Genomic DNA, 24962 nt, shown 5'->3' with positions numbered 1-24962 from the left:
ATGACCACCCAGACAACCCACCCTTTCCAGACGTTGCGCGACCTGCTGCGCTACGCCGTGTCGCGCTTCACGCAAGCCGAACTCGCGTTCGGCCATGGCACGGCTAATGCGTACGACGAAGCCGCCTATCTGCTGTTGCATACGCTGCATCTGCCCATCGATACACACGATCCGTTTCTCGACGCTCGCCTGCTGCCCGACGAAATCGAGCGCGCGCTCTCGGTCATCAATCGTCGCGCGGGTGAACGCGTTCCCGCGTCGTACATCACGAATGAAGCGTGGATGCACGGGCATCGCTTTTACGTGGACGAGCGCGTTATCGTCCCGCGCTCATTTGTCGGCGAACTGCTCGAAGACGGATTGCAGCCGTGGGTGAATCATCCGGAAGACGTTACCGACGTTCTTGAGCTTTGCACGGGGTCGGGCTGCCTGGCGATTCTGGCTGCCGAGACCTTCCCGTCGGCGCAGATCGACGCCGTCGACATCTCGCCGGACGCACTCGCCGTTGCGAAGATCAATGTGGCCGACTACGGCCTCGAAGATCGTCTCGCCCTGCATCTCGGCGATCTGTACGCCCCGCTCCCGGCGGGCAAACGCTACGAGGTCATCATCACCAATCCGCCGTATGTCAATGAAGGCTCGATGCAGGTGCTGCCGGCGGAGTATCGCCATGAGCCGCGCCTCGCGCTGGCCGGTGGCGACGACGGCATGGACGTGGTTCGCCGCATCATTGCGGGGGCTCGCGAACATTTGACGGATGACGGTGTTCTCGTCGTGGAGATCGGCAATGAGCGTCCCTTCGTGGAAGCGGCGTTCCCGGATCTGCCGATGACGTGGCTCGCCACGAGCGCGGGCGACGACATGGTGTTCCTCGTGCAGGCCGCCGACCTGCCGTAATGCTTCACGGGCAGACGCCCTCATCCGACAGCCGCCTCCCAGGGCTCGCAGGGGTTCGCACGGTCACAACGGTGCGAGCCCTCGCCCGGAACCTCGCCTAAATTCACGCACCCCGGTTACACTCGGGTTCCCGAGTCGTCGCGACTCACGGCATGGAGGAAGGTTGTCCGTCATGGTGCTCAATTGGCTCGACGTCGGCTTTGCCGTCGCCTGTATCCACGCACTGGGGATCGCCGCCGCGATCCATGCCGTTCTGACCGTGCGCACCTCGCAAGGCGCCGTGGCGTGGGCGGTGTCGCTCGTGACGATGCCCTATCTCACGCTCGTCCCCTACCTGTTTCTCGGACGATCGAAATTCATCGGCTATGTCGAGGCGCGCCGCGCGCGCAACGAGGCCTTGCAGTCGCGCATGGGCGAGACCCAGTGGAGCGGAGAGCCGCCCGTCGCCATGGAGGCGCATCCGGAGTTCGCAGCGCTCACCGCCATGACGGGCATGTCGTTCGTGGCAGGCAACCGCGTGCGGTTGCTGGTGAACGGTCGCGCAACGTTCGATGCCATCTTTGCCGCGATCGACCGCGCACGCGACTATGTCCTCGTGCAGTTCTTCATCGTCAAGGACGACGCCCTTGGGCGCGCCCTCGCCGCCCGGTTGCTGGCTCGCGCGGCCACGGGCGTGAAAGTCTACTTTCTTTACGACAGCATCGGCAGTCACGACCTGCCGCGCAGCTACTGCGAGAAGTTGCGTCAGGGTGGCGTGCAGGTGCACGAGTTTGCGGCAAAAAAACGCGGCATCGTCGTCAACCGGTTCCAGCTCAATTTCCGCAATCATCGCAAGATCGTGGTGATCGACGGCAATGAAGCGTTCACGGGGGGCCATAACGTCGGTGTCGAGTATCTGGGCGAAAAGCCGCCACTGGCCCCGTGGCGCGACACGCATATCTCCGTGCGCGGCCCGGCGGTGGTGGGCATTCAGCGCGCGTTCGCCGAAGACTGGCACTGGTGCACGGGCATGGTGCCGGAGCTCAATCGCCAGCCCGCCGCGTCCGGCGAGGACATGCATTGTCAGGTCGTGCCGAGCGGCCCGGCCGACCGGCTGGAGACGTCGTCGCTCTTCTTCGTCACGGCGATCAATGCCGCGCAGAAGCGCGTTTGGCTGACCACACCGTATTTCGTGCCGGACGAGGCCGTCTTTTCGGCACTGCGACTCGCCGTGCTGCGCGGCGTGGACGTGCGCTTGCTGATCCCGGACCGGGCGGACCACTATGTGGTGTTCGAAGCGACCACGTCGTATGCCTACGAGGCGGCGCGCAGCGGCATCAACGTGTATCGCTATCACCATGGCTTCATCCATCAGAAGGTCGTGCTGATCGACGACAGCGCCGCCGCTGTAGGCAGCGCCAATCTTGACAACCGCTCGTTCCGCCTGAACTTCGAAATCATGCTGCTGACGGTCGATCGCGCGTTTGCGGACGACGTCGCCTACATGCTGACCAACGACTTCGAACACGCCACGCTGCTCAACAAGGACGACTTGCGGAAGATTCCGACGTGGCGTCAGATCGTGATGCGCGTCTCGCGACTTTTCGCCCCGATTCTTTGATTTGCCGGGCCTCGAGCCCCTATCGTTCACGTACTGACTTTTCCGAACTTCCTGCCCCTCCCGATCACCGCCGCGCGGGCGACGCTACGTAGGGCGGACCTTTCCGGCCTTCGGTGAACCCGATTGCCTGTCAAGGTTGACAGGTGACGTACCCCGATTCGCGATGCCATATTGCCTATCGTCCGTATCGTCCGTATCGCGCGATTCCTGCAATTCGTGCAATGCGTGCAATTCGCGCTCATTCGATGCGGGCTTCCGAACAGCTTGGGCCCCTTCCGGGACAAACGGAGGCAAATATGTCGACTTCAACGTCGGAACGCGAACTCCTGATCAACGGGGATTTCGCCACGGGCGACTTCACGGGATGGGAAGTCGCAAGCGAGTATTTCCACTTGCATCGCCAGGATCGACGCAACGTTGTCGTCGCGACGCCATCCCCCCCCAATTTGTCGCTCGGGCAGAGCGGGCTGCGCGCTTCGGCGGGTGAGTACGCGACTTCGTTCTGGCACTGCGCGACAGACGCACAGGGCACACCGATCGAAGGCGAAACGAGGTTCTTTGCCGCTGTCATTGTCATTCGGCCCGATGACCCGGAGGCGCCAGGCGACATCAGGCCGCTCATTATGGCGGCGACGCGTTGGACAAAGCATGCCACGCGCTTCACTGTGCCATCCATGTCGACGATCGGTTTCAACATTCAAAATCTCGCGCAAATCATCGTTCCCGTGCCGGACCGGCTGCGCAACGAGATCACGAACGGTCCGATCGCGCTCCATAGCTTCAGTATTTGGCGTATGTCCTGATCCCCCCCACGATTTCCCGCGACAATTCATTCGCTCCCGGTAAAATACGCGTTTTTCCGCTCAATACGCCGCGCGCCTGCACTCCGGTGCGTGCACGCGGCCGTTCTCGCTGTGATCCGATTCGAACATCTGAGCCTCGCGCGCGGCACCAAGCCGCTTTTCGAGGACACCTCCGTCACGCTCAATCCGGGCGAGCGCGTTGGCCTCGTCGGCGCCAACGGCGCGGGCAAGTCCACTCTCTTCGCCCTGCTGCGCGGACAATTGCACGCCGATGGCGGCGATGTCCTCGTTCCCAGCGGGTGGCGCGTCGCGCACGTGATGCAGGAAACCCCAGCGGTCGAGCGCACCGCCCTCGACTACGTGCTCGACGGCGACACGCGCCTGCGCGAAATCGAAGCCACCATCGCCGCCGCCGAAGCGGCGCACGACGGACACGCCCAAGCGGAGGCGCACGCCGCCTTCGCCGACGCCGACGGCTACACGGCGCCTGCACGCGGCGAGGCCCTGCTGCTCGGCCTGGGCTTCACGCTCGCGCAAACGCAGCTGCCCGTGGCCAGCTTCTCCGGCGGATGGCGCATGCGCCTGAACCTGGCGCAAGCGCTGATGTGCCCGTCCGACCTGCTGCTGCTCGACGAACCGACCAACCACCTGGATCTGGATGCCATCGTCTGGCTCGAAGACTGGCTCAAGCGTTATCAGGGCACGCTGATCGTCATTTCGCACGACCGCGAGTTTCTGGACGAAGTCTGTAACGTCACCCTGCATATCGAGAATCAACAGATCAAGCGCTACGGCGGAAATTACAGCCAGTTCGAAGTCCTGCGCGGCCAGCAACTGACGCTGCAACAGAGCGCCTTCGAAAAGCAAAAGAAGACGATCGCCCATCTGGAATCGTTCATCTCGCGCTTCAAGGCCAAGGCGTCGAAAGCGCGTCAGGCGCAAAGCCGTATGAAGGCGCTCGAAAAGATGGAGCGCATTGCGCCCGCCCACGTGGCCTCGCCCTTCACGTTCGAGTTTCGTCCGGCCGACAGCGCGCCGAATCCGATGCTCGTGCTCGAAGCCGTTCGCTGCGGCTATCACCTCGACGATGGCAGTGACAAGGTCATCCTGCCGCACGTCACGATGTCGGTGCAGAACGAGCAGCGTATCGGCCTGCTCGGCGCGAATGGGCAAGGCAAATCCACGCTCATCAAGACGCTTGCCGGCACGCTGTCGCCGTTGGCCGGCACGGTCAAGACCGGCAAGGGCCTGCAGATCGGCTACTTCGCCCAGCATCAGGTCGAAACGCTGCGCCATGACGACTCGCCCCTGCAGCACTTGCAGCGCCTGGCGCCCGATACCCGCGAACAGGAACTGCGCGACTTTCTCGGCGGGTTCAACTTTCGTGGCGACATGGCGACGGCGTCGATCGCCCCCTTCTCCGGCGGCGAGAAGGCGCGCCTCGCGCTGGCGCTCATCATTTGGCAAAAGCCGAACCTGCTGCTGCTCGACGAACCGACCAACCACCTGGATCTCGAAACACGTCACGCGCTCACGATGGCGCTCGCACAGTTCGATGGCACGCTGATTCTCGTCTCGCACGATCGACATCTGCTGCGCGCGACCACCGACCAGTTCCTGCTGGTCGCCGGTGGCGAAGTCAAGCCATTCGATGGCGATCTCGACGACTATCGCGACTGGCTTCTGCAACATGCCGCGGATCAGCGCGCCGCGGCGCGCGAGGCCAGCATCGGCGGCAGCGATGGCACGGCAGGCGACGATGGCGTCAATCGCAAGGAACAGAAACGAGCCGAGGCGCAGGAGCGCCAGCGCTTGTCGCAACTGCGCAAACCCATTCAGCGCAAGATCGACAAGCTCGAAGCGTCGATGGGCGAGCTCTCGGATCAGAAGGCGAAGCTCGATGCCATTCTGGCCGATAGCGGCACGTACGAGGAATCGAAGAAGGCACTGCTCACCGATAGCCTCAAGCAGCAGGCGGAAGTCGCCGCCAAACTCGCGGAGGTCGAAGCCGAATGGCTCGAAGCACAGGAAGCGCTTGAGCAAATCGTCTGAGGCCCGCTTCCACATGCTTCCACGTGCTTCCAGGCGCTTCCAGGTGCTCATGACGACGCATGACAGCGCATGCTCGCTCGGGCACCCAGACACTTGAGCGCCAAGCAAAAAAAAAACCCGGTCATCCAACCGGGCTTTTCTTTGTCCTCGCTAGTCGCAGCGACACAGGTTCGACTACAACCCCGCGACCACGGAAATCGCTTGCTCAAGACGGTCGACGGCATGCACCTCCAGTCCGTCGATCGGCTGTTTCGGCGCATTCGCTTTCGGAATGATCGCAATCGAGAAGCCAAGTTTGGCGGCTTCCTTGAGGCGATCCTGACCGCGCGGACTCGGCCGGATTTCGCCCGCCAGCCCCACCTCGCCGAACGCCACGATGCCGCGCGGCAAAGGCTTGTTTCGCAGCGACGAGTGAATCGCCAGCAACACCGCCAGATCGGCTGCAGGTTCGGTGATCTTGACACCGCCAACGGCGTTCAGAAACACGTCCTGATCGAAGCAGGCGATGCCCGCGTGCCGATGCATCACGGCAAGCAACATCGCCAGACGGTTCTGCTCCAACCCAACGGCAAGGCGCCGGGGGTTCGGCACCTGCGCCGTATCGACCAGCGCCTGCACCTCGACGAGCAACGGACGCGTGCCCTCCTGTGTGACCAGCACGCAGGAACCCGGCACACTTTGCTCATGCTGCGAGAGGAACAGTGCAGACGGATTGGCCACCCCCCGCAGTCCCTTCTCCGTCATGGCGAACACGCCCAGCTCGTTCACGGCCCCAAAGCGATTCTTGAACGCCCGAACGAGACGATACGACGAATGCGTGTCCCCCTCGAAGTACAAGACCGTATCGACGATATGTTCGAGCACGCGCGGCCCGGCGAGGCTACCCTCCTTCGTCACATGACCGACCATGATGACGGTGACACCGCTTTGCTTGGCCGTGCGCGTCAACTGCGCGGCACACTCGCGTACCTGCGCCACCGATCCGGGGGCCGACGTCAGCGCCTCGGAATAGATCGTCTGAATCGAGTCGATGACCACGACATCCGGTTTCTCCGATTCGATGGCGCCGAGAATTTTTTCCAGCTGAATTTCGGCGAGCAGGTCCAGCTCGCCGCCGCCCTCGCCCGCCGCGCCAAGCCCGAGCCGCTGCGCGCGCAAGGCAATCTGTGCGCCCGACTCTTCGCCACTGACGTACAGCGCTCGCCGCTCACGCGCCAGATGGGCGAGCGACTGGAGCAGCAGCGTCGATTTGCCGATACCGGGATCGCCCCCGATCAGCACCACGCCGCCCGCCACGAGACCACCGCCCAGGACACGATCGAACTCGCCGACCCCGCTGGAAAAACGCGGCACGTCAGACGCCTCGATCTCGGCGAGCTTGCGCACTGGCGTGCTCTTGGCCAACGCCTGATAGCGATGCCCCGTGGACGTCTCCGCAACAGACTCGACGAGCGTATTCCACCCGTTGCAGTTCGGGCATTGTCCCGCCCACTTGGGCGTCTGCCCGCCACACTCGGTACAGATATAGACGGTCTTGGCTTTAGCCATGCAGCAGTTCCTGTCGTGACACTCAGAAGGCGTGAACCGGCACGCGACGTGCCACGGCACACATCAGCTCATACCCGAGCGTGCCCGCCGATGCCGCGACGTCGTCGATGCAAAGTCCCCGGCCCCACAGCGTCACAGGCGTGCCCACGCGCGCCTGCGGCACGGGCGTAAGATCCACGGACAGCATGTCCATCGATACGCGGCCGACGGTACGCGTCAGCACGCCATCGACAAGAATCGGCGTGCCCGTAGGGGCCACGCGCGGATAACCGTCCGCATAGCCGCACGCGACGGTGCCCACGCGCATCGGCGCGTCTGCCGTGAATACGCTGCCATAGCCCACCGAGCCGCCGCCGGGCACTTCCTGAATGCCGATCAGCTCACTTTCGAGTGTCATCGTCGGTTGGAGATCGAGTTCGGCGGCCGTGACCTCGAGGCCTTTCGGCGACGAACCGTAAAGCATGATGCCCGGACGCACCCACGCCCCATGCGCCGCCGGGTGAAACAGCGTGGCCGCCGAGTTCGACAGGCTGCGCTCGCCGGGCACGTCGCGAGCGCCGCGTTCGAACGCTTCCATCTGATACGCAATGCCGCGCTCGCCGTCGGCATCCGAGAAATGCGTCATCAGCACGATCTGGCTGACGCCCGGAATGGCTCGCGCACGTTCCCAGGCAGCGCGAAAACGATCGGGCGCAAAACCCAGGCGGTTCATGCCCGAGTTCATCTTGAGCTGGACGTTGAGCGGCTTGGTCAGACGCGCGGTCTCCAGCATACGTAGCTGTTCATCGCTGTGAACGGTGGTCGTCAGGCCGTACTTGTCGACGATCGCGAGATCTTCCGGCTTGAAGAATCCTTCGAGCAACAGAATGGGGCCGGCCCAGCCGAGTTCGCGCAAACGCACCGCTTCCTCGAGGTCGAGCAGGCCGAATCCGTCGGCGTCGCGCAATCCGGGATACGCGTTCTCGATGCCGTGCCCATAGGCATTGGCCTTGACCACCGCCCAGACCTTGGCGTTGGGGGCATGGCGGCGTGCGACGTCGAGATTATGGGCGAGTGCTGCGGTATGAATCGAAACTTTGATTGGACGAGGCATGGCGGGAATCGAATCGTAGGAGAAGCTCGCCAGCACAGGCCGGCGGCATAACGCATCGGCATATTTTCGTGTTATAAAGCCGTGCGCACAACTTGTTTTGCCGAAATCTTTATCCCGATAACAATATCGGTCTCAGACCGAGGGCGACCGGGCGCCCGACACGGGGGCTGCAAGACCGAACATACGGTTCGATAGCGACATTTGCATGGCCGATGAGCGCAGATACCCCTGTGTTTAAGCCCGGTTTCTTCCCGTATGGGTATCCCTGGGGGATACCGCGGATTCCGACAACCGAGACACGCAAGTTTTACGCCGCACGGGATCGACTCAAGTACCGATGAAGAAAGGCTTTTATACCATCATGGCCGCGCAGTTTTTTTCGTCGCTGGCCGACAATGCATTGCTCATTGCTGCAATCGCACTCCTGAAAGATCTGCATTCCCCGCAGTGGATGACACCGCTGCTCAAACTCTTCTTCGTTCTCTCTTACGTCATTCTCGCCGCCTATGTCGGGGCGTTTGCCGACTCGATGCCCAAGGGCAAGGTCATGTTCATCAGCAACTCGATCAAGGTCGCCGGTTGCCTGATGATGCTGTTCGGCTCGCATCCGCTCATTGCCTATGGCGTAGTGGGATTCGGCGCCGCCGCCTATTCCCCCGCGAAATATGGCATTCTCACCGAACTGCTTCCCGCCGAGCGGCTCGTGGCGGCCAATGGCTGGATTGAAGGGCTCACCGTCAGTTCGATCATTCTCGGCACCGTGCTCGGCGGTGCGCTGATCAGTCCGCATATCTCCCAATGGGTCCTGCTTCACACGCCGGATGTGATCAACTCGCCGGCCATGGCCGCGATGATCGTCATCATGGGTATATATGTGATTGCGGCACTGTTCAATCTGCGAATTCCCGACACCGGCGCACGCTATGCGCGTCAGGAACGCAATCCGATCAAACTCGTTTCCGATTTCGCCGATTGCTTCGTCACGCTGTGGCGCGACAAGCTGGGGCAGATCTCGCTGGCCGTCACCACGTTGTTCTGGGGCGCTGGCGCCACGCTGCAATTCATCGTGCTTCGCTGGGCCGAGAAGGCGCTCGGCATGACGCTGTCCGAAGGCGCGATCCTGCAAGCGGTGTCAGCGGTCGGCGTGGCCATCGGCGCCATCGTCGCGGCATCGCGCATTCCGCTCAAGCGCTCGCTGTCGGTGCTGCCCGTGGGCATCGCCATGGGCATTGCCGTCATGGCCATGGCCTTCTTCTCGAAAGATCTTCTGCCGTGGGGCACCGAGTGGAAGGTGCCCCTGTATCTGATCATCTCGTACATCTTCCTGATCATCGTGGGCGCGCTCGCAGGCTTCTTTGTGGTCCCCATGAACGCCCTGCTCCAGCATCGTGGTCACGTACTGCTATCGGCGGGCCACTCCATCGCCGTGCAGAACTTCAACGAGAACCTCTCGGTGCTGATCATGCTGTGCCTGTATGCGCTGCTGATCTGGTTCAACGTGCCGGTGGGTGTCGTCATCATTCTGTTCGGTGTGTTCGTCTCGGGCACGATGTGGCTCGTCATGAAGCGTCACCAGGCCAATCAGCGCGAATTCGACTCGGTGGCGCTCATTGGCGAAGTCAAGCATTGATATGAATTTGCCCCAGTCGTCGCACAAGTCATCCATTCCCATCGCCCTGACCATCGCCGGCTCCGACTCCGGCGGGGGCGCGGGCATTCAGGCCGACCTCAAGACGTTCTCCGCGCTCGGCGCGTACGGCGCCAGCGTGATCACGGCGCTGACCGCACAAAACACGCAGGGCGTCACGGGTATTCACACGCCGCCCGCGAGTTTCGTCACGGCGCAGATGGATGCCGTCTTTCAGGATCTGGATGTCGATGCCGTAAAACTCGGCATGCTCGCGAACGCCGATGTCGTGCGGGCGGTAGCTGCCGGCTTGCGCCAACATAAGCCTCGATTCGTGGTGCTCGATACGGTCATGATTTCGAAGAGCGGCCACGCGCTGCTGCAACCGGATGCCGTCGCCGCGCTGCGCGACGAACTGCTGCCGCTTGCCGATCTCATCACGCCGAACCTTCCGGAAGCCGCCGCATTGCTGGGTGTGGCGGCAGCGACGGATGAGCAGGAAATGGAGCGTCAGGCGCAAGCCTTGCGTGCGCTGGGCGCGCGCAACGTGCTTGTCAAAGGCGGCCACCTTGCCGGCGATCTCAGTCCCGACTGGCTCGTGAGCGCCGCCGGCGTCGAGCGCTTCACGGCGCCACGTATTGCGGCCCATAACACGCACGGCACGGGCTGCACGCTGTCAGCGGCGCTTGCGGCGCTGCGTCCGCGCCGCAACGATTGGTCGGACACCGTGCGCGACGCCAAGGCGTATCTCAACGGCGCGCTCGCGGCCAGCGATGCGCTGCGCATCGGCAAGGGAATCGGGCCGGTCCATCACTTCCACGCGGTGTGGCCCAAGGACTGACGATCAGGCATCGGGACGGCGTGTCCGGATTGCGCACCTGCTGACCGCCCGCCCCCTAGCATCCCTGATGTCCCTACCGTCCCCAGCGTCCCCAGCGTCCCCAGCGTCCCTTACGCCGCTAACGCCCCCGTTACTATGTTCGCACCTCGATAATCGAGGTTTTGGCCAGCCAGGCCCGGCATGATTCCCGCCCCCAGTCGTAACCATGATCCGGGGGGTGTTGTCACCGGGTCTGGTGGGTGGCTGGTGATCGCTGATAGGGGTTTGGCACGGATATTCCGACGCCGTCCGTAACGTGGATGCCGAGACTTGCCACCAGGGTTCTTGCAGGCCAATTCACTTTTTGTGCCAACTGCAATGCATAACTTTCCACTTCATGACGCCGTCGATGTCTTCATCGGCGTCGACGTCGGCAAAGGCCACCACCATGCCGTCGCTCTCGATCGCAACGGCCGTCGCCTCTACAACAAGGCCCTGCCTAACGATGAGACCCAACTGCGCGCCCTCATCGATGAGTTGAAAGCCCACGGCCAGCTCCTGTTCGTCGTCGATCAGCCGGCTACCATCGGCGCACTGCCGCTGGCCGTAGCCCGCGACGCCGGTACGCTAGTCGCCTACTTGCCAGGTCTGGCTATGCGTCGCATCGCCGACCTGCACGCAGGCGAAGCCAAGACCGACGCGCGCGACGCCGCCGTCATCGCAGATGCCGCACGCACCATGCCGCATACGCTGCGCTCATTGCGTCTGGCCGATGAGCCGCTCGCCGAGCTCACTATGCTGTGTGGCTTCGACGACGACCTGGCCGCCCAAGCCAACCAAACCAGCAACCGCATTCGCGGCCTGCTCACGCAGATTCATCCCGCGCTTGAGCGCGTGCTCGGACCTCGCCTGGATCATCCCGCCGTGCTCGATCTGCTTGAGCGCTACCCCTCACCCGCAGCACTGGCGGCCGCGGGCCAAAAAACGCTGGCGAATCGCCTGATCAAGCTCGCACCACGCATTGGCAAGAGCTTGGCCGCCGACATCGCGCAGGCGCTTACCGAACAAACCGTAGTCGTGCCGGGTACTCATGCCGCCACGCTGGTGATGCCGCGTCTGGCCCAGCAACTGGCCGCCCTACGCAAGCAACGCGACGAGATCGCCGCCGAGGTCGAGCGCCTGGTGCAAAGCAACCCTCTTTGGCCGGTCCTGAGCAGCATGCCCGGAGTCGGGCTCAGGACCGCAGCGCGACTCCTGACCGAGGTGGCGCACAAGGCCTTTGCCTCGGCCGCCCACCTGGCGGCCTATGCTGGCCTAGCGCCGGTGACCCGGCGCTCTGGCGCCTCGATTCGCGGCGAACACCCCTCTCGACGTGGCAATAAGGTACTCAAACGCGCCCTGTTTCTCTCGGCCTTTGCGGCTTTGCGAGACCCGATCTCAAGGGCTTACTACAGTCGAAAAATCCAGCAGGGCAAGCGCCACAACCAGGCACTTATCGCGCTGGCTCGCCGGCGCTGCGACGTCCTTTTTGCCATGCTACGCGACGGCACTTTTTATCAACCCAAAACGGACCCCAGTGCTTGACGAACTACATAGGGGCACCCCCCGAGCGCTCCCCGGCGAATCCTCCTACCGCACGCGGCGCCCGGCGCACGCCAACGCCCCACAACAACACTCAGATCGACGGCGCACCATCGTCTGCCGTCTGCGCCAGCGCGCGCCGTGCTGCGGCGTCCGCGCGTTCGCGCAGCTCTTCAATACGGTGCCGCGCACGCGGCGCCCAAAAGTCGGGGACGATGAAGCCGCGCTCGCACTCGAACCAGTCGCTCGCGCCGTCAGCCGGTTCGTCGCCCCCTTGATCGTTACGTGCGCGTCGCGTCAACGACACGATCAGCAGGGGTTCGGCAACGCCACGCTCTCGCCAGTGCGACTCGATCCTCGCACGCATGGCATCGAGCGGCAGCGCCCCGGACGCCGCCACACGCGCCGGTGCGAGCCAACGCGCACGTGGCAGCATGGCCCACGCCTGAGGTTGCCGTGACGTTTGTCGTGTCGTTTGCTGCGCATGCATCCACCATTCGTCCAGCGTCGCCCACCAGCCGCGGCCGTGCGTCTCAGACGCGACTTGCGGCAATGTCCCGCGCTGCTCCAGCGGATGGAACAACCACCCCTTGAGATACACCTGCGGCAGCCATGGACCGGGCGCAGGCAGCGCGCTACGCGCGGCGTCGAGCGACGTCAGGCGCAATTGATGTCCGAGCAATCTCGCCACCTTGTCGGCGAGACTGTCGGCAAGATTCGGGCCCAGCCAATGAAACTGAATGGCGCGCTCGTCGAGCATGGCCGACGAGCCTAAGCTCGGTTCCGGCGGGACGAACAGGTACAGCTTCACCGCCAGTTCCCAATGCAGCAACTGGCGATCCTCACGGCGCGCCAGAAGAAAGTCGCATTCGCCCAGCGTCATGTTGCCGCGTCGCGCGTCGCGTACCTGCAAACCCGCGCCAAGCAGATCGAACCGGGGACTGTGGAGCAGCGCAAAATGCAAAAGCTGCTCGGCGTAACGTCCCAGCCGGTGACTTTCGCCTCGCGCGAGCATTTCGCGCAACGGTTCCGGGTCGGCGTCGCAGGCGAGCAGCCAATCGTGCAGGAAACGGGAATGGAAAACGGGTTCGGAGACGGCGGCGCGCGTGTCGGGCGGCATGCCCAATGGGGGGACGGCAGCAACATCGGCGGCGGCCTGCACGCTGTCGAAGTGCGCCAGCGCCGCCGGAAACCGCGCGGCGCTGAGCAAATCGGCGGACAACAGCAACCACGCGAGGTCGCGCACGGGTGCCTCGCGCAGGGTTTCGATCAGTTCGCCGTAGGCTTGTTGTCCGGAGTCGTTTCGCACACCGCCTCGTAGGTAGCCCGCGCCAGGCACCAATCCGTCCAGGCCTTGGCCTTGTCGGGCAGACTGCGCAACAGATACGCCGGATGGTACGTCACGATCACCGGCACCCCTTCGTACTCGTGCACACGCCCGCGCAGGCTGGCGATGCTCGCCTGCGTGCGCAGAATGCTCTGCGCCGCGAAGCGTCCCATCACCACGATCACGCGCGGCTTGAGCAACGCGACTTGTCGCTTCAGATACGGCTCGCAGCTCGCCACTTCATCGGCTTCGGGATCGCGATTGTTCGGTGGACGACACTTCAGCACGTTCGCGATGTAGACGTTCTCGCCACGCTTGAGCGCCGAGGCGCGCAGCATGTTGTCCAGCAGCTTGCCTGCCTGACCGACAAACGGTTCGCCCTGCAAGTCTTCCTGTTGCCCAGGCGCTTCGCCCACCAGCAGCCAGTCGGCTTCGCGATCGCCAACACCGAAGACCGTCTGTGTGCGCTTTTCGCACAGACCGCACAATCGGCAATTGGCGACGCGCTCGGTCAATGCGTCCCAATCCAGAGTATCGACACCCGGCAACAACGCACGCGTCGGGGCGTCCTCCCCTGCGTCGCGCACGATCGACCAGAGTGCGGCATCGGCGGCGGCATCGCCGTCGCCGTATCCGTCGCTGTCGAGCCACATCGGCACGTCGTCCGGCGGCATGTCAGTGTCACGCCGGTTGCCCGCGCTTGCCGCCGGCGCGGAGGCTGCCTCCCGTCGCAGGGAGGCGGGTGACGTCGCGCCGTCGAAGGCAGCAGGCCCTGGAGTGGCCTGTGGAGCAACCTGTGACGCAACCTTTGAAGCGGACTGTGAAGCGAACTGTGAAGCGGACTGTGAAGCGGATCGCATCGCTCCCACGAGCGCCCCCGCTGACGTCACGTCCCAAGGCGGCAGATCTTCGCTGGGGGCGACCAGCGTTGCCACGCCCTCACCATCCTCCAAGCCAACGGCTGCGGCGGACGCAACCGTTGCGGCATTCGAAGCATTCGCAGCATCTGCCACGGCGTCGTTCGACATCCACACCGGCCACAGCCCGAACTCTTCCAGAATCGCTTTAGGCCACGGCACGATCGGTCTCCCACGACAGGCGCATCACGATAGCGTCTTCACGACGCCCGCTCGCCGGATAGTATCCCTTGCGTCGGCCGATCTGCTCGAAACCGAAACGCTCATAAATGCGCAGTGCGCGCATGTTCGACGGACGCACCTCCAGCAGCACGCCGCCCATGCCCAGCGCTCGCGAGACACGCACCACTTCTTGCAGCAATTGCACGCCCAGCCCGTTACCCTGCATTTCAGGCGCGACACAGACATTGAGCAGATGCGACTCGTCGACCACGGGCATCAGCAAAAAATAGCCGAGCAACGTGCCGTCGACGGCCCGCAGGCAAACACCATGGTGCCCCGCGTCGAGCGAGTCGGCGAAGTTCTGACGCGTCCAGGGAAACGGATACGCCCGCACTTCGATCGCGACGACTTCATCGAGATCGGCCAGCGTCATGGGCGAATAATGGTTCGGTCCGGCCTGACGCATCAGGACGCTCCCTTGCCATTGGCCGGCGGCGCGCTCGGCGCTGCCGCCTGACTCGCCGCCTGCTTGATCGCCTCGCGTTCGGCGGTCGTTTGCGCCACCTTGTTGCGAATGTAGACGGGCATCGCCTGATCGGCCGCAATGGCCTCGCCGCGCGCAAACGCCCGCGCCGCCAACTCGGCGACGTAACGGGCGCGCGGCATGGCGTCGGCCAGCACGGCGAGCGCCCGGGCGCTCGCCTGCAAACGTTCTCCGAAGGCCGTGACGGCGTTACCGGCAACAACGAATTCGGCGTCCGGTGCGCGCACCTGCTCCGCAGCGTCGAGCGATGGCGCCTGAACCTCGCGCCAGTCGCCACGAACGTCATCCCATTGATAATCGGCCCAATAGGCCTCGTTCATGCGCGCGTCGAGCGCAACGAGCACACGCCCGGTACCGACGCGCATGGCACGGGCGGCCTGCGCGCAGGCAAGGAGCGTGCCGACCGGCACGACCGGCAGTCCGGCACCAAAGGCGAGCCCCTGAGCGACGCCGCAGGCGGTGCGCAACCCGGTAAACGAGCCGGGACCGGCGCCAAAGGCGATGGCATCGCATTGCGCCAGCGTCACGCCGGCCTCGCGAAGCACTTCGCGGGCCGCAGGAAGAATATGGGTACTGGAGACAGGGCCGGTATCGAGATGGCGCTCGACGACGAGCGCGCTCGCTTGACTGGCAGGATCGTGACGGTACACGGCAACCGAGCAGAACTCGGTGGAGGTATCGAGGGCGAGAAGCGTAATCGAAGACATGGCGCTATTGTAATCGGGCGCATGGCGTGCGACCTAGCGCGATCGCATGTGCCCAAGACATCTCTCAAAACCGGGCGACGCCAGCGCCGCATACCCTTGGCGAATCGCCGCCTGGCAAGGCTTCTCCACTACGTGCAAATCCGAACGTGCATTTTCCAAAAAATGGGTATATAATGCGCGCTTCGTCTCGCTGGACCCAATGTAATTCCCGTGTGGCGACGAAAAACCGCGTTTTGCCCCAATCCTGTGATAAGCCGCTGTAGTTCTTGCCGGTACTGGCGTTCCTAGGAACGACCCGCCACCGTCCCCTGGCTTACGATACGGATTTCGATCCGCTTTCTGCCCCATCCGCGATTTGCTTCCTGCTTGCGACGAATTGGGTTTGCCGATTGGCGCCAACGCCCCGACATAACCTTACAATCCGCAAGAGGATTCATGGAACAGCACTCCAAGCTGTCTGCCATCGCGCAGACGTATTTTCCTTCGTCCGAAGAAAACGAAAAGCCCATCGTTGACGTCGCCAGCGACGACGACGGCAAGCCCACGTTCGCCGAACTCGGCCTGAACGAAGCCATTCTCACAGCACTGACCACCGCTGGTTACACGCATCCGACGCCCGTGCAGCAGCGCGCGATTCCCGCCGCGCTCGCCGGTCGCGATCTGCTCGTGTCGAGCCCGACGGGCTCCGGCAAGACCGCCGCATTCATGCTGCCGGCCATCCACCGCTTTGCAGAAATGCAGGCCAATGGTGAGTTGAACAGCCGTGCGCCTGCCGCGCACCCGCGCAACCAGCCCGCCGCCCCGGGCGAAAAGCCGCGCAAGGGCCAGCGTGTGCGTCGCGTCGCGGCGCAACCGCTGCTGCTGGTGCTCACGCCGACGCGCGAACTGGCGCAACAGGTTTCGACCGCCGCCGATACGTACGGCAAGCAACTGCGCCGTCTGCGCACGGTGAGCATTCTGGGTGGCATGCCCTACCCGCGTCAGCTCGAAATGCTGGCCAAGCAACCCGAAATCATCGTGGCAACGCCGGGCCGTCTGCTCGACCACATCTCCAGCGGCAAGATCGATCTGTCGCAGTTGATGATGCTCGTGCTCGACGAAGCCGATCGCATGCTCGACATGGGCTTCATCGACGATATCCAGACCATCGTCGACGCCACGCCGCAAACGCGCCAGACGCTGCTGTTCTCGGCAACGATCGACGGCCGCATGGGTGAAATCACGCGCCGCCTGCTGCGCGATCCCGAAACCATCGAGATCACGCGCAGCAACGACCAGCGCACCAACGAAAACATCGAGCAAACGCTGCACTATGTGGACGACCGCGCCCACAAGGACCGTCTGCTCACGCACCTGCTCGGCAACGACTCGCTCGACCAGGCCATCGTGTTCACGTCGACCAAGCGCGACGCAGACCTGCTGGCCGACCAACTCGAACAAGCCGGTTTCGACAGCGCAGCACTTCACGGCGACATGCCGCAAGGCGTGCGTAACCGTACGCTGCGCGCCCTGCGCGAGCGCCGTGTTCGCGTGCTCGTGGCAACCGACGTCGCCGCGCGCGGCATTGACGTGCCGGGCATCACGCACGTGTTCAACTACGACCTGCCGAAGTTTGCGGAAGACTATGTCCACCGTATCGGCCGTACGGGCCGTGCCGGTCGTCGTGGCGTGGCCGTGAGCCTCGCCGCACACGCCGAAGTCGGTGCCGTGCGTCGCATCGAACGCTATACGCGTCAACCGCTTCCGGTGAACGTCGTGGCCGGTTTCGAACCGCGCCGCTCGCCGCCGAAGGCCGGCGCAGGCGGCAAGCGCCCGGGTCAGGGTCGCGGCGGCTACGGCAATCGTGGCAACAGCGGCAATGGCGGTGGTCGCTGGAGCAACAGCGGCCCGCGTCAGGGCAGCGGTGGTTATGGTGGCGACAATGGCGGCTATCAGGGCGGTCAGCGCTTTGGCGGCAACAAGCCGGCCGGTTCGTTCGAACGCCGTGAGTCCAGCGGCTACCAGGGCGGGTACCAGCAACGCGACGCCGGCAATGGTGGCAATGGCGGTGGCAATGGCTTCTCGACCGGCGCGTCCACGGATCGCTTCGAGCGTCGTTCGCCGCGTCCGTTCGACGGCAACCGCCAGGACCGTGGCGGCCGTTCGTTCGAGGGCGGTTATCGCCAGGATCGCGGCACCCGCAGCTTCGACGGCCAGCGCCAGGATCGTGGCGGTTACGGCAATCGCAGCAATGGCGGCAACAGTGGCAGCTTCAACAAGCGCCGCGGCGACTAAGCCACCCAGTGCCGGCGAGATCTGAATCGCTCGGATCTCGCGCACAGCGACACGCGCCACGGCGCACAAAAAACCCCTGCACTGACGGTTGTCGATGCAGGGGTTTTCGTTTTTCAGCGCCGATGATGGCGTGCGGCCGGCCGCTCACTCGCTAGGCCGTCCCGAACCGGTCGGTGGCCTCGATCAGCCAGTGCAGGATGGTCGGCTCGCTGAAGGCATGCCCCGCATCCGGCGCCCAGTAGAAATCGGCTTCAGGCCACGCTTTGTGCAAATCCCAGGCAGTGCGCGCAGGCGTCGCCATGTCGTAGCGCCCCTGCACGATCACGCCGGGGACGTCGCGCAAGACGTGCGCGCCGCCGATCAGTTGATTCGGCTTGAGAAAGCCGTCATGGACGAAGTAGTGATTTTCGATGCGGGCAAACGCAATCGCATAGTGCGGGTCGCCGAACGCATCGGCGAGCTGATCGTCCGGCAGGAGCGTAATGGTGCTGCCCTCCCACATGCTCCATGCGCGCGCCGCCTCGATACGCACCGCTTCATCCCGATGCGTGAGTCGCTTCTGGTAGGCACGCATGAGATCGCCGCGCTCTTCGAGAGGAATCGGCGCCAGAAACTTCTCCCAACGATCGGGAAACAACCACGATGCGCCCTTCTGGTAATACCAGTGCAACTCTTCACGTCGCACGGTAAAGATGCCGCGCACGATCAGTTCGCTCACGCGATCGACGTGCGCCTGCGCATACGCCAACGCGAGCGTGCTGCCCCACGAGCCGCCGAAAACAAGCCAGTGCGCATAGCCGAACTTCGTACGCAACGCCTCGATATCGTCCACGAGATCCCACGTCGTGTTGTAGTCGAGGCTCGCATGCGGCAACGAGCGCCCACAACCGCGCTGATCGAACAGCGTGACGCAGTATTTCGCCGGATCGAACAAACGCCGATGCTCCGACGAGCACCCGCCACCGGGGCCGCCATGCAGAAACACCGCAGGCTTGCCCTTCGGATTGCCGCAGCGCTCCCAATAGATTTGGTGCCCATTGCCAACGTCGAGCATGCCGCTATCGAAGGGTTCGATGGGCGGATACAACCCACGCAGCGGCGCCGGAATCGTCTCGACGACCCTGCCGGGTCCACGTGGCAGGCGTGATGGCGCACCTGTCTGCGCGGTGGCGGAAATCGTGCCCGCAACCTCAGGAAGATCGGGAATATCGGGAGACATCGGCATCCTCACGTGAACAATGACCAGGCTTGATACGTCCGAGCGGACCAACGCGGACGAGTAGGACGAGGACCACTACGTCAAAGTTCAGTGTAGCGCGGTGCCTCAAACAAGACAAAGCAAGCCAAAAGCAAAATGGGACGATGTCACCATCGTCCCATTGCGGCGTCTTGCCGGACATCGCCCGCGAAAGTCGGCTGGCGTGCGAAATATCTCGAAGCCGTCAAACCTGCCAACTGTCCATCAAACCTCTTCGTACAGCGGCAGCGTGAGGAAATCGACGAAGTCCTCGCTCGTGCTCATCTGCTCGAAGATCACGGCCGCGCGGTCGTACGTCGGCGCCACCTGCCCCACGAGTTCCTTGATGTTGGCGAGCTCCTGCGGAATCAGTTCGCGCACCAGCTCGGCGGTAACCTTGCGGCCATCTTCGAGCTTGCCCTTCGGCGAGCGAATCCACTGCCACACCTGCGAGCGCGAAATCTCGGCCGTGGCGGCATCTTCCATCAGATTGTGGATGGGCACGCAGCCGTTGCCCGCGAGCCATGCCCCCAGATAGTGGATGCCGACGTTGATGTTGTTGCGCAGCCCCGCTTCCGTGATCGGCGCTTCCGGCTTGAATTCCAGCAGGTCGCGCCCTTTGACGTTCACATCGTCGCGCTGCTTGTCGATCTGGTTCGGACGCTCGCCCAGCACCTTCACGAACTCTGCCATCGCCACCGGCACGAGCCCCGGATGCGCGACCCAGCCGCCGTCGTAGCCGTCGGTCGCATCGCGCGCCTTGTCGCCACGAATGCCGGCCATGGCCTTCTCGTTGGCTTCCGGGTCGTGCTTGATGGGAATCAGGGCGCTCATGCCGCCAATGGCCGGGGCATTGCGGCGATGGCAGGTCTTGAGGAGCAACAGTGCATAGGCGCGCATGAACGGCACCGTCATGTTGATGCGGCTGCGCTCAGCCAGACAGAAGTCGGCGTCGACCTTGAACTTTTTGATGCACGAGAAGATGTAATCCCAACGACCCGCATTCAGACCCGAACTATGTTCGCGCAGCTCGTACAGGATCTCGTCCATTTCGAACGCCGCGAGAATCGTCTCGACGAGCACCGTCGCCTTGATCGTGCCTTGCGCGATGCCGAGTTCGTTCTGTGCGAGCACGAACACGTCGTTCCACAGACGCGCTTCGAGATGGCTCTCCAGCTTCGGCAGATAGTAATAAGGGCCGAAGCCACGTTCGAGCGACGCCTTGGCGTTGTGAAAGCAATGCAGACCGAAGTCGAACAGGCTGCCCGACATGCGCACGCCGTCCACGCTCACATGCTTCTCATCCAGATGCCAGCCGCGCGGGCGCACGATCAGCGTGGCGACCTTGTCGTTCAGTCGGTACTGCTTGCCGTTTTGCTCGAGACTGATGGTGCCGCGCACCGCGTCGCGCACGTTGATGTGGCCCTGGAGCTGATTGTGCCAATTCGGCGTGTTCGAGTCCTCGAAGTCGGTCATGTAGCTGTCCGCCCCCGAGTTCAGCGCGTTGATGATCATCTTGCGCTCGACCGGCCCCGTGATTTCCACGCGGCGGCATTGCAGCGCCGGCGGCAGCGGCGCAATGCGCCAGTCGCCATCGCGAATCGCCTGCGTCTCGGGCAGAAAGTCGGGCACCTCACCCGCGTCCAGTCGTGCGACGCGCGCTTCACGCGCGGCGAGCAGCGTCTGTCGCTGTGATTCGAACGCCCGGTGCAGCTTGGCGAGGAAGGCCAGCGCGTCGGGCGTCAGGATCGCCTCGTATTCGGCACGGATATCGGCGGCGTCAACATGCAGTTGCATGCCGGAGGGCAAAGTCAAAGGCATCAGGGATCTCCAACAGCTTGTTTTATGTAAGGAGCGCGCCGCAAGGAAGGACATCAGGGGCTTTGCACGGGGCCTGCAGCCTCGTCGGGCGTGTCAGGCGCGCGCTCCCGTCAATGCCGCGAACAACAGGGACAACAAGGTCCGGCAGCATTGACGGGTCGATTTTATTATTGAAGCCAATCATCATAAAGATGCATGAAAATCACTTTATCTATGACTTTTTAGTACATAATCCGCGTCATGGATCGCTTCAAACAAATCGAAACCTTCGTTGCTGTCGCTGCCAAGGGCAGTCTGTCGGCCGCAGCCACGCTCGAAGGCGTGGCGCCGGCGGTCATCGGACGGCGCATCGACGCCCTGGAGTATCGGCTGGGGGTCAAGCTGCTCGTGCGCACAACCCGGCGCGTCACGCTCACATTCGAAGGATCGGCGTTCCTCGAAGAGTGCCAGCGAATCCTCAACGACATGCACAACGCCGAAGCCGCCGTGTCGGCCGGCGGCGTGAAGGCCAGCGGTCACCTCCGGCTCTCGGCCCCGGCCGGGTTCGGACGGCGGCACGTGGCTCCCCTGCTGCCGGTGTTCATCGAGGCGCATCCGGATGTGAGCGCGACACTCGATCTCTCCGACCGGCTCGTGGATCTGGTCAACGAGGGCTTCGACTGCGCCGTCCGACTGGGCGAATTGCCGGACTCCAGTCTCGTGTCGGTGCGCCTGGGGGACAACCGGCGCGTCTGCGTGGCGGCGCCCGCCTATCTGGCCAAGCACGGACGTCCCGAATCGCTGGAGGCACTCGCCCGTCACAACTGCCTCGCGTTCGGCTCGACAGCCAATCAGCAGCGCGGCTGGACCTTCGCGCAGGATGGCAAGGTCGTCACCATCCGCGTGAACGGTTCGATGGAATGTACCGACGGCGCCGTTCTGCACGACTGGTGTCTGGACGGCTACGGACTGGCATGGCGCTCCTGGTGGGAAGTCGGCGACGATATTCGCGCCGGTCGTCTGCTCACCGTGCTCGATGCGTTCGCCGCCCCGCCCATCGGCATTCACGCCGTCTTTGCGCAACGCCGGCATTTGCCGCTGCGGGTACGTCTGTTCATCGACCATCTCAAGCATCACTACAGCAGCTCGGCATATTGGCAGGACGATATGCCGGATGTCGCGGCAGCCCCCGCGTCGTTGTGACGCACGCGGGCGCGGCGGGTCCGCAGGAACGATTGTCACCGACGGTGCGTCTTACGATCGAGGACGACACGGCTACCGTGCGCATGCGCGAATCTGCAGGATGCCGATGCACCAGGCTTGGGCCTGACCGGAGACATCGGCGGCAACGCAGCAAATGGTGCGCGCCATGTCGGGTTTGCCCCTGTTGTTGCAGCGCGCCGAAGCCATAGAATCGAAGCGAGAGGTTCGCGGGCGACGCCTGGTGCAGGCAAGCGCATCGATGGCAGCGTAGGCAGCATCGCGCGGACCGGGTGCAAGATCGTGATACCTGCGCGAGCCTGTGAACGCGTGTTCAGCAACGCCAACTGCGGGAGGTCATATGTTGTTTACCCACATCCTCATTCCGACGGACGGCTCGGAACTCTCCGAAAAAGCCGTTACGGGTGGGCTGGAATTGGCGCGTGCCCTCAATGCCAGAGTCACCGGCTATTGTTGCCTTGCCGAGTACCCCTACTCGCCGTTCAGCGAATATGTGCTCGAAGCACCGACCACATTCAGCGAGCGGATTGCCGAAGAGGCCTGCGCGCATCTGGATGAACTGGCGAAGGCCGCCGCCGCTGCGGGTGTGCCCTTCGCGCGTGACAGCTCCACCTTTCCCGCGCCGTATCTGGGCATCATCGATGCTGCCGAGCGCCACGGCTGCGACGTCATCCTGATGGCCTCCCACGGCCGACGCGGCCTCACCAGCCTGCTGCTCGGCAGTGAGACACAGCGCGTTTTGGTGCACTCCAAGATCCCGGTGCTCGTCTATCGGTGACATTGAGCGAGCGCCAGGTCGGCGGTGCGGTGGCGGCTAAGACTCGCGTACCGGGCCGAAAATCCATTGCCCCCACCATGAAAAAAGGCCCACGAGCCGGATAAGCTCGCGGGCCTTTTCTCGTTCAGGCGTGCAACGCAACCCTCACCGCGACGGGAACGCCGTCAGGGCTGCCCCGGCCGGATAAGCCGGACGCGCGGTCCGAACGCGACACCTCCCACGTGCCGACGACGTGCCCCCACGCGCATCGTCGGCCTGCAGGCGCGTCGCGCCCTCCCTCAGCCCTGTCAGGCCGCCTTGACCTGCGCCTTCTTTTCGTCGAAGAACTGTTCGTCCTCCGTCGAACCCTTCAGGGCCGTGGTCGATGCGTCGCGCTCGATCGTTTGCGTGACGGCATCGAAGTAGCCCGTACCCACCTCGCGCTGGTGCTTGACTGCCGTGAAGCCCTTGTCGGCAGCGGCGAATTCGGCTTCCTGCAATTCCACGAAGGCGCTCATCTGACGGCGGGCATAGCCGTGCGCCAGATTGAACATCGAGTAGTTCAGGCTGTGGAAGCCGGCCAGCGTGATGAACTGGAACTTGTAGCCCATCGCACCGAGTTCCTTCTGGAACTTGGCGATGGTCGCGTCGTCGAGGTTCTTCTTCCAGTTGAACGACGGCGAGCAGTTATACGAAAGCATCTTGCCCGGGAAGTGCTTGTGGATGCCTTCCGCGAATTGCTTGGCGAATTCGAGATCCGGCTTGCCCGTCTCGCACCACACCAGATCGGCATAGGGTGCATAGGCCAGACCGCGAGCGATGGCCTGATCCAGACCGTTGCGCGTGCGGTAGAAGCCTTCGACCGTGCGCTCGCCCGTGCAGAACGGCTGGTCAAGGGGGTCGACGTCGGCCGTGATCAGGTCGGCCGCTTCCGCGTCCGTCCGGGCGATGAGCACCGTGGGCACACCGAGTACGTCGGCCGCCAGACGCGCCGCCACGAGCTTGGCCACGGCTTCGCGCGTCGGCACGAGCACCTTGCCGCCCATGTGGCCGCACTTCTTGACCGAGGCGAGTTGGTCCTCGAAGTGCACGCCGCCGGCGCCCGCTTCGATCATCGCCTTCATCAGTTCGAAGGCGTTCAGCACGCCGCCGAAACCCGCTTCCGCGTCGGCCACGATCGGCGCGAAATAGTCGATGTAGCCTTCGTCACCCGGGTTCTTGCCTTCCGACCATTGAATCTGGTCAGCCCGCGTGAAGGTATTGTTGATGCGGCGCACGACTTGCGGCACCGAGTTTGCCGGGTACAGCGACTGGTCCGGATACATTTCACCGGCCAGATTCGCGTCGCCCGCCACTTGCCAGCCCGACAGATAGATCGCTTCGAGGCCGGCCTTGACCTGCTGCATGGCCTGATTCCCGGTGAGCGCGCCGAGCGCATTCACGAACGGCTTCTCATTGATCAGGCTCCACAGGCGCTCGGCGCCACGACGGGCCAGCGTCTGCTCCGGCTGAATCGAGCCACGCAGGCGCACGACGTCTTCAGCCGAGTAGCCACGCTTGATACCCTTCCAGCGCGGGTTGGTCGCCCAGTCTTGCTCGAGTTGCTTCACTTGCTCTTGGCGCGTCGTCATGATGATCTCTCCTGGTTTCTCGATACAAATAAAAAGGGTGACTTTTTGCTGCCGTTGGATCGTCGCCGCTGCGGTTGACCGCTTTTTGCGTCTCCAAATCGGCAGGTCTTGTATAAGAGTTTAGGGATTTCTCACGCAACGCAACAGAACGAATCAGGGTGGACGTGAAAGTTTTTTATTTTTTAAATTCAATCACTTATATAAATATTTTCTTGATGTGAAACGTAATTTCCCTTCCTGAAATTGCAGCGTTGTGCCAAGCAGCGCAAATTTTTACGCACCGCAAAGACATTCCACATCATGAAAAAAGGCCGATGACACAGGTCATCGGCCTACACAGCGTCTGTTGTGCGCCATCCGGATC

Annotated in this window: 18 protein-coding genes and 1 pseudogene; 10 read left to right on the top strand and 9 right to left on the bottom strand. The window is 63.4% G+C overall.

Annotated elements, in window-relative coordinates:
- The 4 genes from prmB to UC34_RS10940 all read left to right on the top strand — a co-directional run bounded on the left by prmB (position 1) and on the right by UC34_RS10940 (position 5352).
- Positions 1 to 897, top strand: a complete 897-nt coding sequence (gene prmB / locus UC34_RS10955; protein WP_044455572.1) for a 50S ribosomal protein L3 N(5)-glutamine methyltransferase — start codon at positions 1 to 3, stop codon at positions 895 to 897.
- Positions 898 to 1069: 172 nt separating this feature from the next.
- Entirely contained in the window at positions 1070 to 2497 is a 1428-nt protein-coding gene (gene cls, locus UC34_RS10950) for a cardiolipin synthase (protein ID WP_044455571.1), read from the top strand.
- A gap of 143 nt (positions 2498 to 2640) precedes the next feature.
- Entirely contained in the window at positions 2641 to 3300 is a 660-nt protein-coding gene (locus tag UC34_RS10945; RefSeq protein WP_157123144.1) for a hypothetical protein, read from the top strand.
- 111 nt (positions 3301 to 3411) lie between these two features.
- The gene (locus UC34_RS10940; protein ID WP_044458012.1) at positions 3412 to 5352 is read left to right on the top strand and encodes an ATP-binding cassette domain-containing protein; all 1941 of its coding nucleotides are present in this window, start codon (positions 3412 to 3414) and stop codon (positions 5350 to 5352) included.
- A 174-nt stretch (positions 5353 to 5526) separates the two neighbouring features.
- Here the strand turns inward: UC34_RS10940 and radA are convergent, their stop codons facing one another.
- Positions 5527 to 6900 (bottom strand): DNA repair protein RadA, encoded by a 1374-nt coding sequence (radA, locus tag UC34_RS10935; protein WP_044455568.1) that lies wholly within the window; start codon positions 6898 to 6900, stop codon positions 5527 to 5529.
- A 22-nt stretch (positions 6901 to 6922) separates the two neighbouring features.
- Entirely contained in the window at positions 6923 to 7993 is a 1071-nt protein-coding gene (gene alr / locus UC34_RS10930) for an alanine racemase (protein ID WP_044458011.1), read from the bottom strand.
- A gap of 337 nt (positions 7994 to 8330) precedes the next feature.
- On the opposite strand from alr, the gene lplT reads away from it, so the two are divergent.
- The 3 genes and pseudogenes from lplT (at position 8331) to UC34_RS10915 (ending at position 12024) form a co-directional block, all read left to right on the top strand.
- Complete coding sequence (gene lplT, locus UC34_RS10925) at positions 8331 to 9623, top strand: lysophospholipid transporter LplT (RefSeq protein ID WP_044455566.1); 1293 nt, start codon at positions 8331 to 8333, stop codon at positions 9621 to 9623.
- 1 nt (position 9624) lies between these two features.
- The gene (gene thiD, locus UC34_RS10920) at positions 9625 to 10461 is read left to right on the top strand and encodes a bifunctional hydroxymethylpyrimidine kinase/phosphomethylpyrimidine kinase (RefSeq protein ID WP_044455565.1); all 837 of its coding nucleotides are present in this window, start codon (positions 9625 to 9627) and stop codon (positions 10459 to 10461) included.
- A 299-nt stretch (positions 10462 to 10760) separates the two neighbouring features.
- Positions 10761 to 12024, top strand: a pseudogene (locus tag UC34_RS10915) (IS110 family RNA-guided transposase).
- A gap of 91 nt (positions 12025 to 12115) precedes the next feature.
- Here the strand turns inward: UC34_RS10915 and UC34_RS10910 are convergent.
- The 4 genes from UC34_RS10910 to tsaB are packed head-to-tail and all read right to left on the bottom strand — an operon-like array spanning position 12116 to position 15678.
- Positions 12116 to 13330 carry a DUF1853 family protein gene (locus tag UC34_RS10910; RefSeq protein ID WP_052810983.1) on the bottom strand — a complete coding sequence of 405 codons (1215 nt, stop codon included), beginning with the start codon at positions 13328 to 13330 and terminating at the stop codon, positions 12116 to 12118.
- Positions 13291 to 14376, bottom strand: a complete 1086-nt coding sequence (locus tag UC34_RS10905; protein WP_063389881.1) for a uracil-DNA glycosylase — start codon at positions 14374 to 14376, stop codon at positions 13291 to 13293. The genes UC34_RS10910 and UC34_RS10905 overlap by 40 nt, the downstream gene beginning before the upstream one ends.
- 37 nt (positions 14377 to 14413) lie before the next feature.
- Positions 14414 to 14893: a ribosomal protein S18-alanine N-acetyltransferase gene (gene rimI, locus UC34_RS10900; protein ID WP_044455563.1), complete on the bottom strand. Its 480-nt coding sequence runs from the start codon at positions 14891 to 14893 to the stop codon at positions 14414 to 14416.
- Positions 14893 to 15678, bottom strand: a complete 786-nt coding sequence (gene tsaB, locus UC34_RS10895; RefSeq protein ID WP_044455561.1) for a tRNA (adenosine(37)-N6)-threonylcarbamoyltransferase complex dimerization subunit type 1 TsaB — start codon at positions 15676 to 15678, stop codon at positions 14893 to 14895. Before tsaB ends, rimI begins: the two co-directional genes overlap by 1 nt.
- A 435-nt stretch (positions 15679 to 16113) precedes the next feature.
- Between tsaB and UC34_RS10890 the strand changes: the two genes are divergently transcribed.
- Positions 16114 to 17952 carry a DEAD/DEAH box helicase gene (locus UC34_RS10890; protein WP_063389827.1) on the top strand — a complete coding sequence of 613 codons (1839 nt, stop codon included), beginning with the start codon at positions 16114 to 16116 and terminating at the stop codon, positions 17950 to 17952.
- A 151-nt stretch (positions 17953 to 18103) separates the two neighbouring features.
- Here the strand turns inward: UC34_RS10890 and pip are convergent, their stop codons facing one another.
- Both pip and aceB read right to left on the bottom strand, forming a co-directional pair.
- Positions 18104 to 19039 (bottom strand): prolyl aminopeptidase, encoded by a 936-nt coding sequence (pip, locus tag UC34_RS10885; RefSeq protein ID WP_044455560.1) that lies wholly within the window; start codon positions 19037 to 19039, stop codon positions 18104 to 18106.
- Between the two features lie 375 nt (positions 19040 to 19414).
- On the bottom strand, positions 19415 to 21010 hold the full coding sequence (gene aceB / locus UC34_RS10880) for a malate synthase A (protein WP_044455559.1): 1596 nt from the start codon (positions 21008 to 21010) through the stop codon (positions 19415 to 19417).
- 240 nt (positions 21011 to 21250) lie between these two features.
- Here aceB and UC34_RS10875 point away from each other — a divergent pair, with 240 nt between their 5' ends.
- Positions 21251 to 22192, top strand: coding sequence for a LysR family transcriptional regulator (locus UC34_RS10875; protein WP_044455558.1), 942 nt, complete (start codon positions 21251 to 21253; stop codon positions 22190 to 22192).
- Between the two features lie 361 nt (positions 22193 to 22553).
- A complete protein-coding gene (locus UC34_RS10870; protein WP_044458008.1) occupies positions 22554 to 22988 on the top strand; it encodes a universal stress protein in 435 nt (144 codons plus the stop codon).
- Between the two features lie 287 nt (positions 22989 to 23275).
- Here UC34_RS10870 and aceA read toward each other — a convergent pair whose 3' ends face one another.
- Positions 23276 to 24598: an isocitrate lyase gene (gene aceA, locus UC34_RS10865; RefSeq protein ID WP_044455557.1), complete on the bottom strand. Its 1323-nt coding sequence runs from the start codon at positions 24596 to 24598 to the stop codon at positions 23276 to 23278.
- Positions 24599 to 24962 lie beyond the last annotated feature (364 nt).

The organism is Pandoraea vervacti (assembly GCF_000934605.2).
GTDB lineage: Bacteria > Pseudomonadota > Gammaproteobacteria > Burkholderiales > Burkholderiaceae > Pandoraea > Pandoraea vervacti.
Note: the sequence above shows the minus strand (reverse complement) of the source record. Positions and strands in the feature narration are given on the sequence as shown.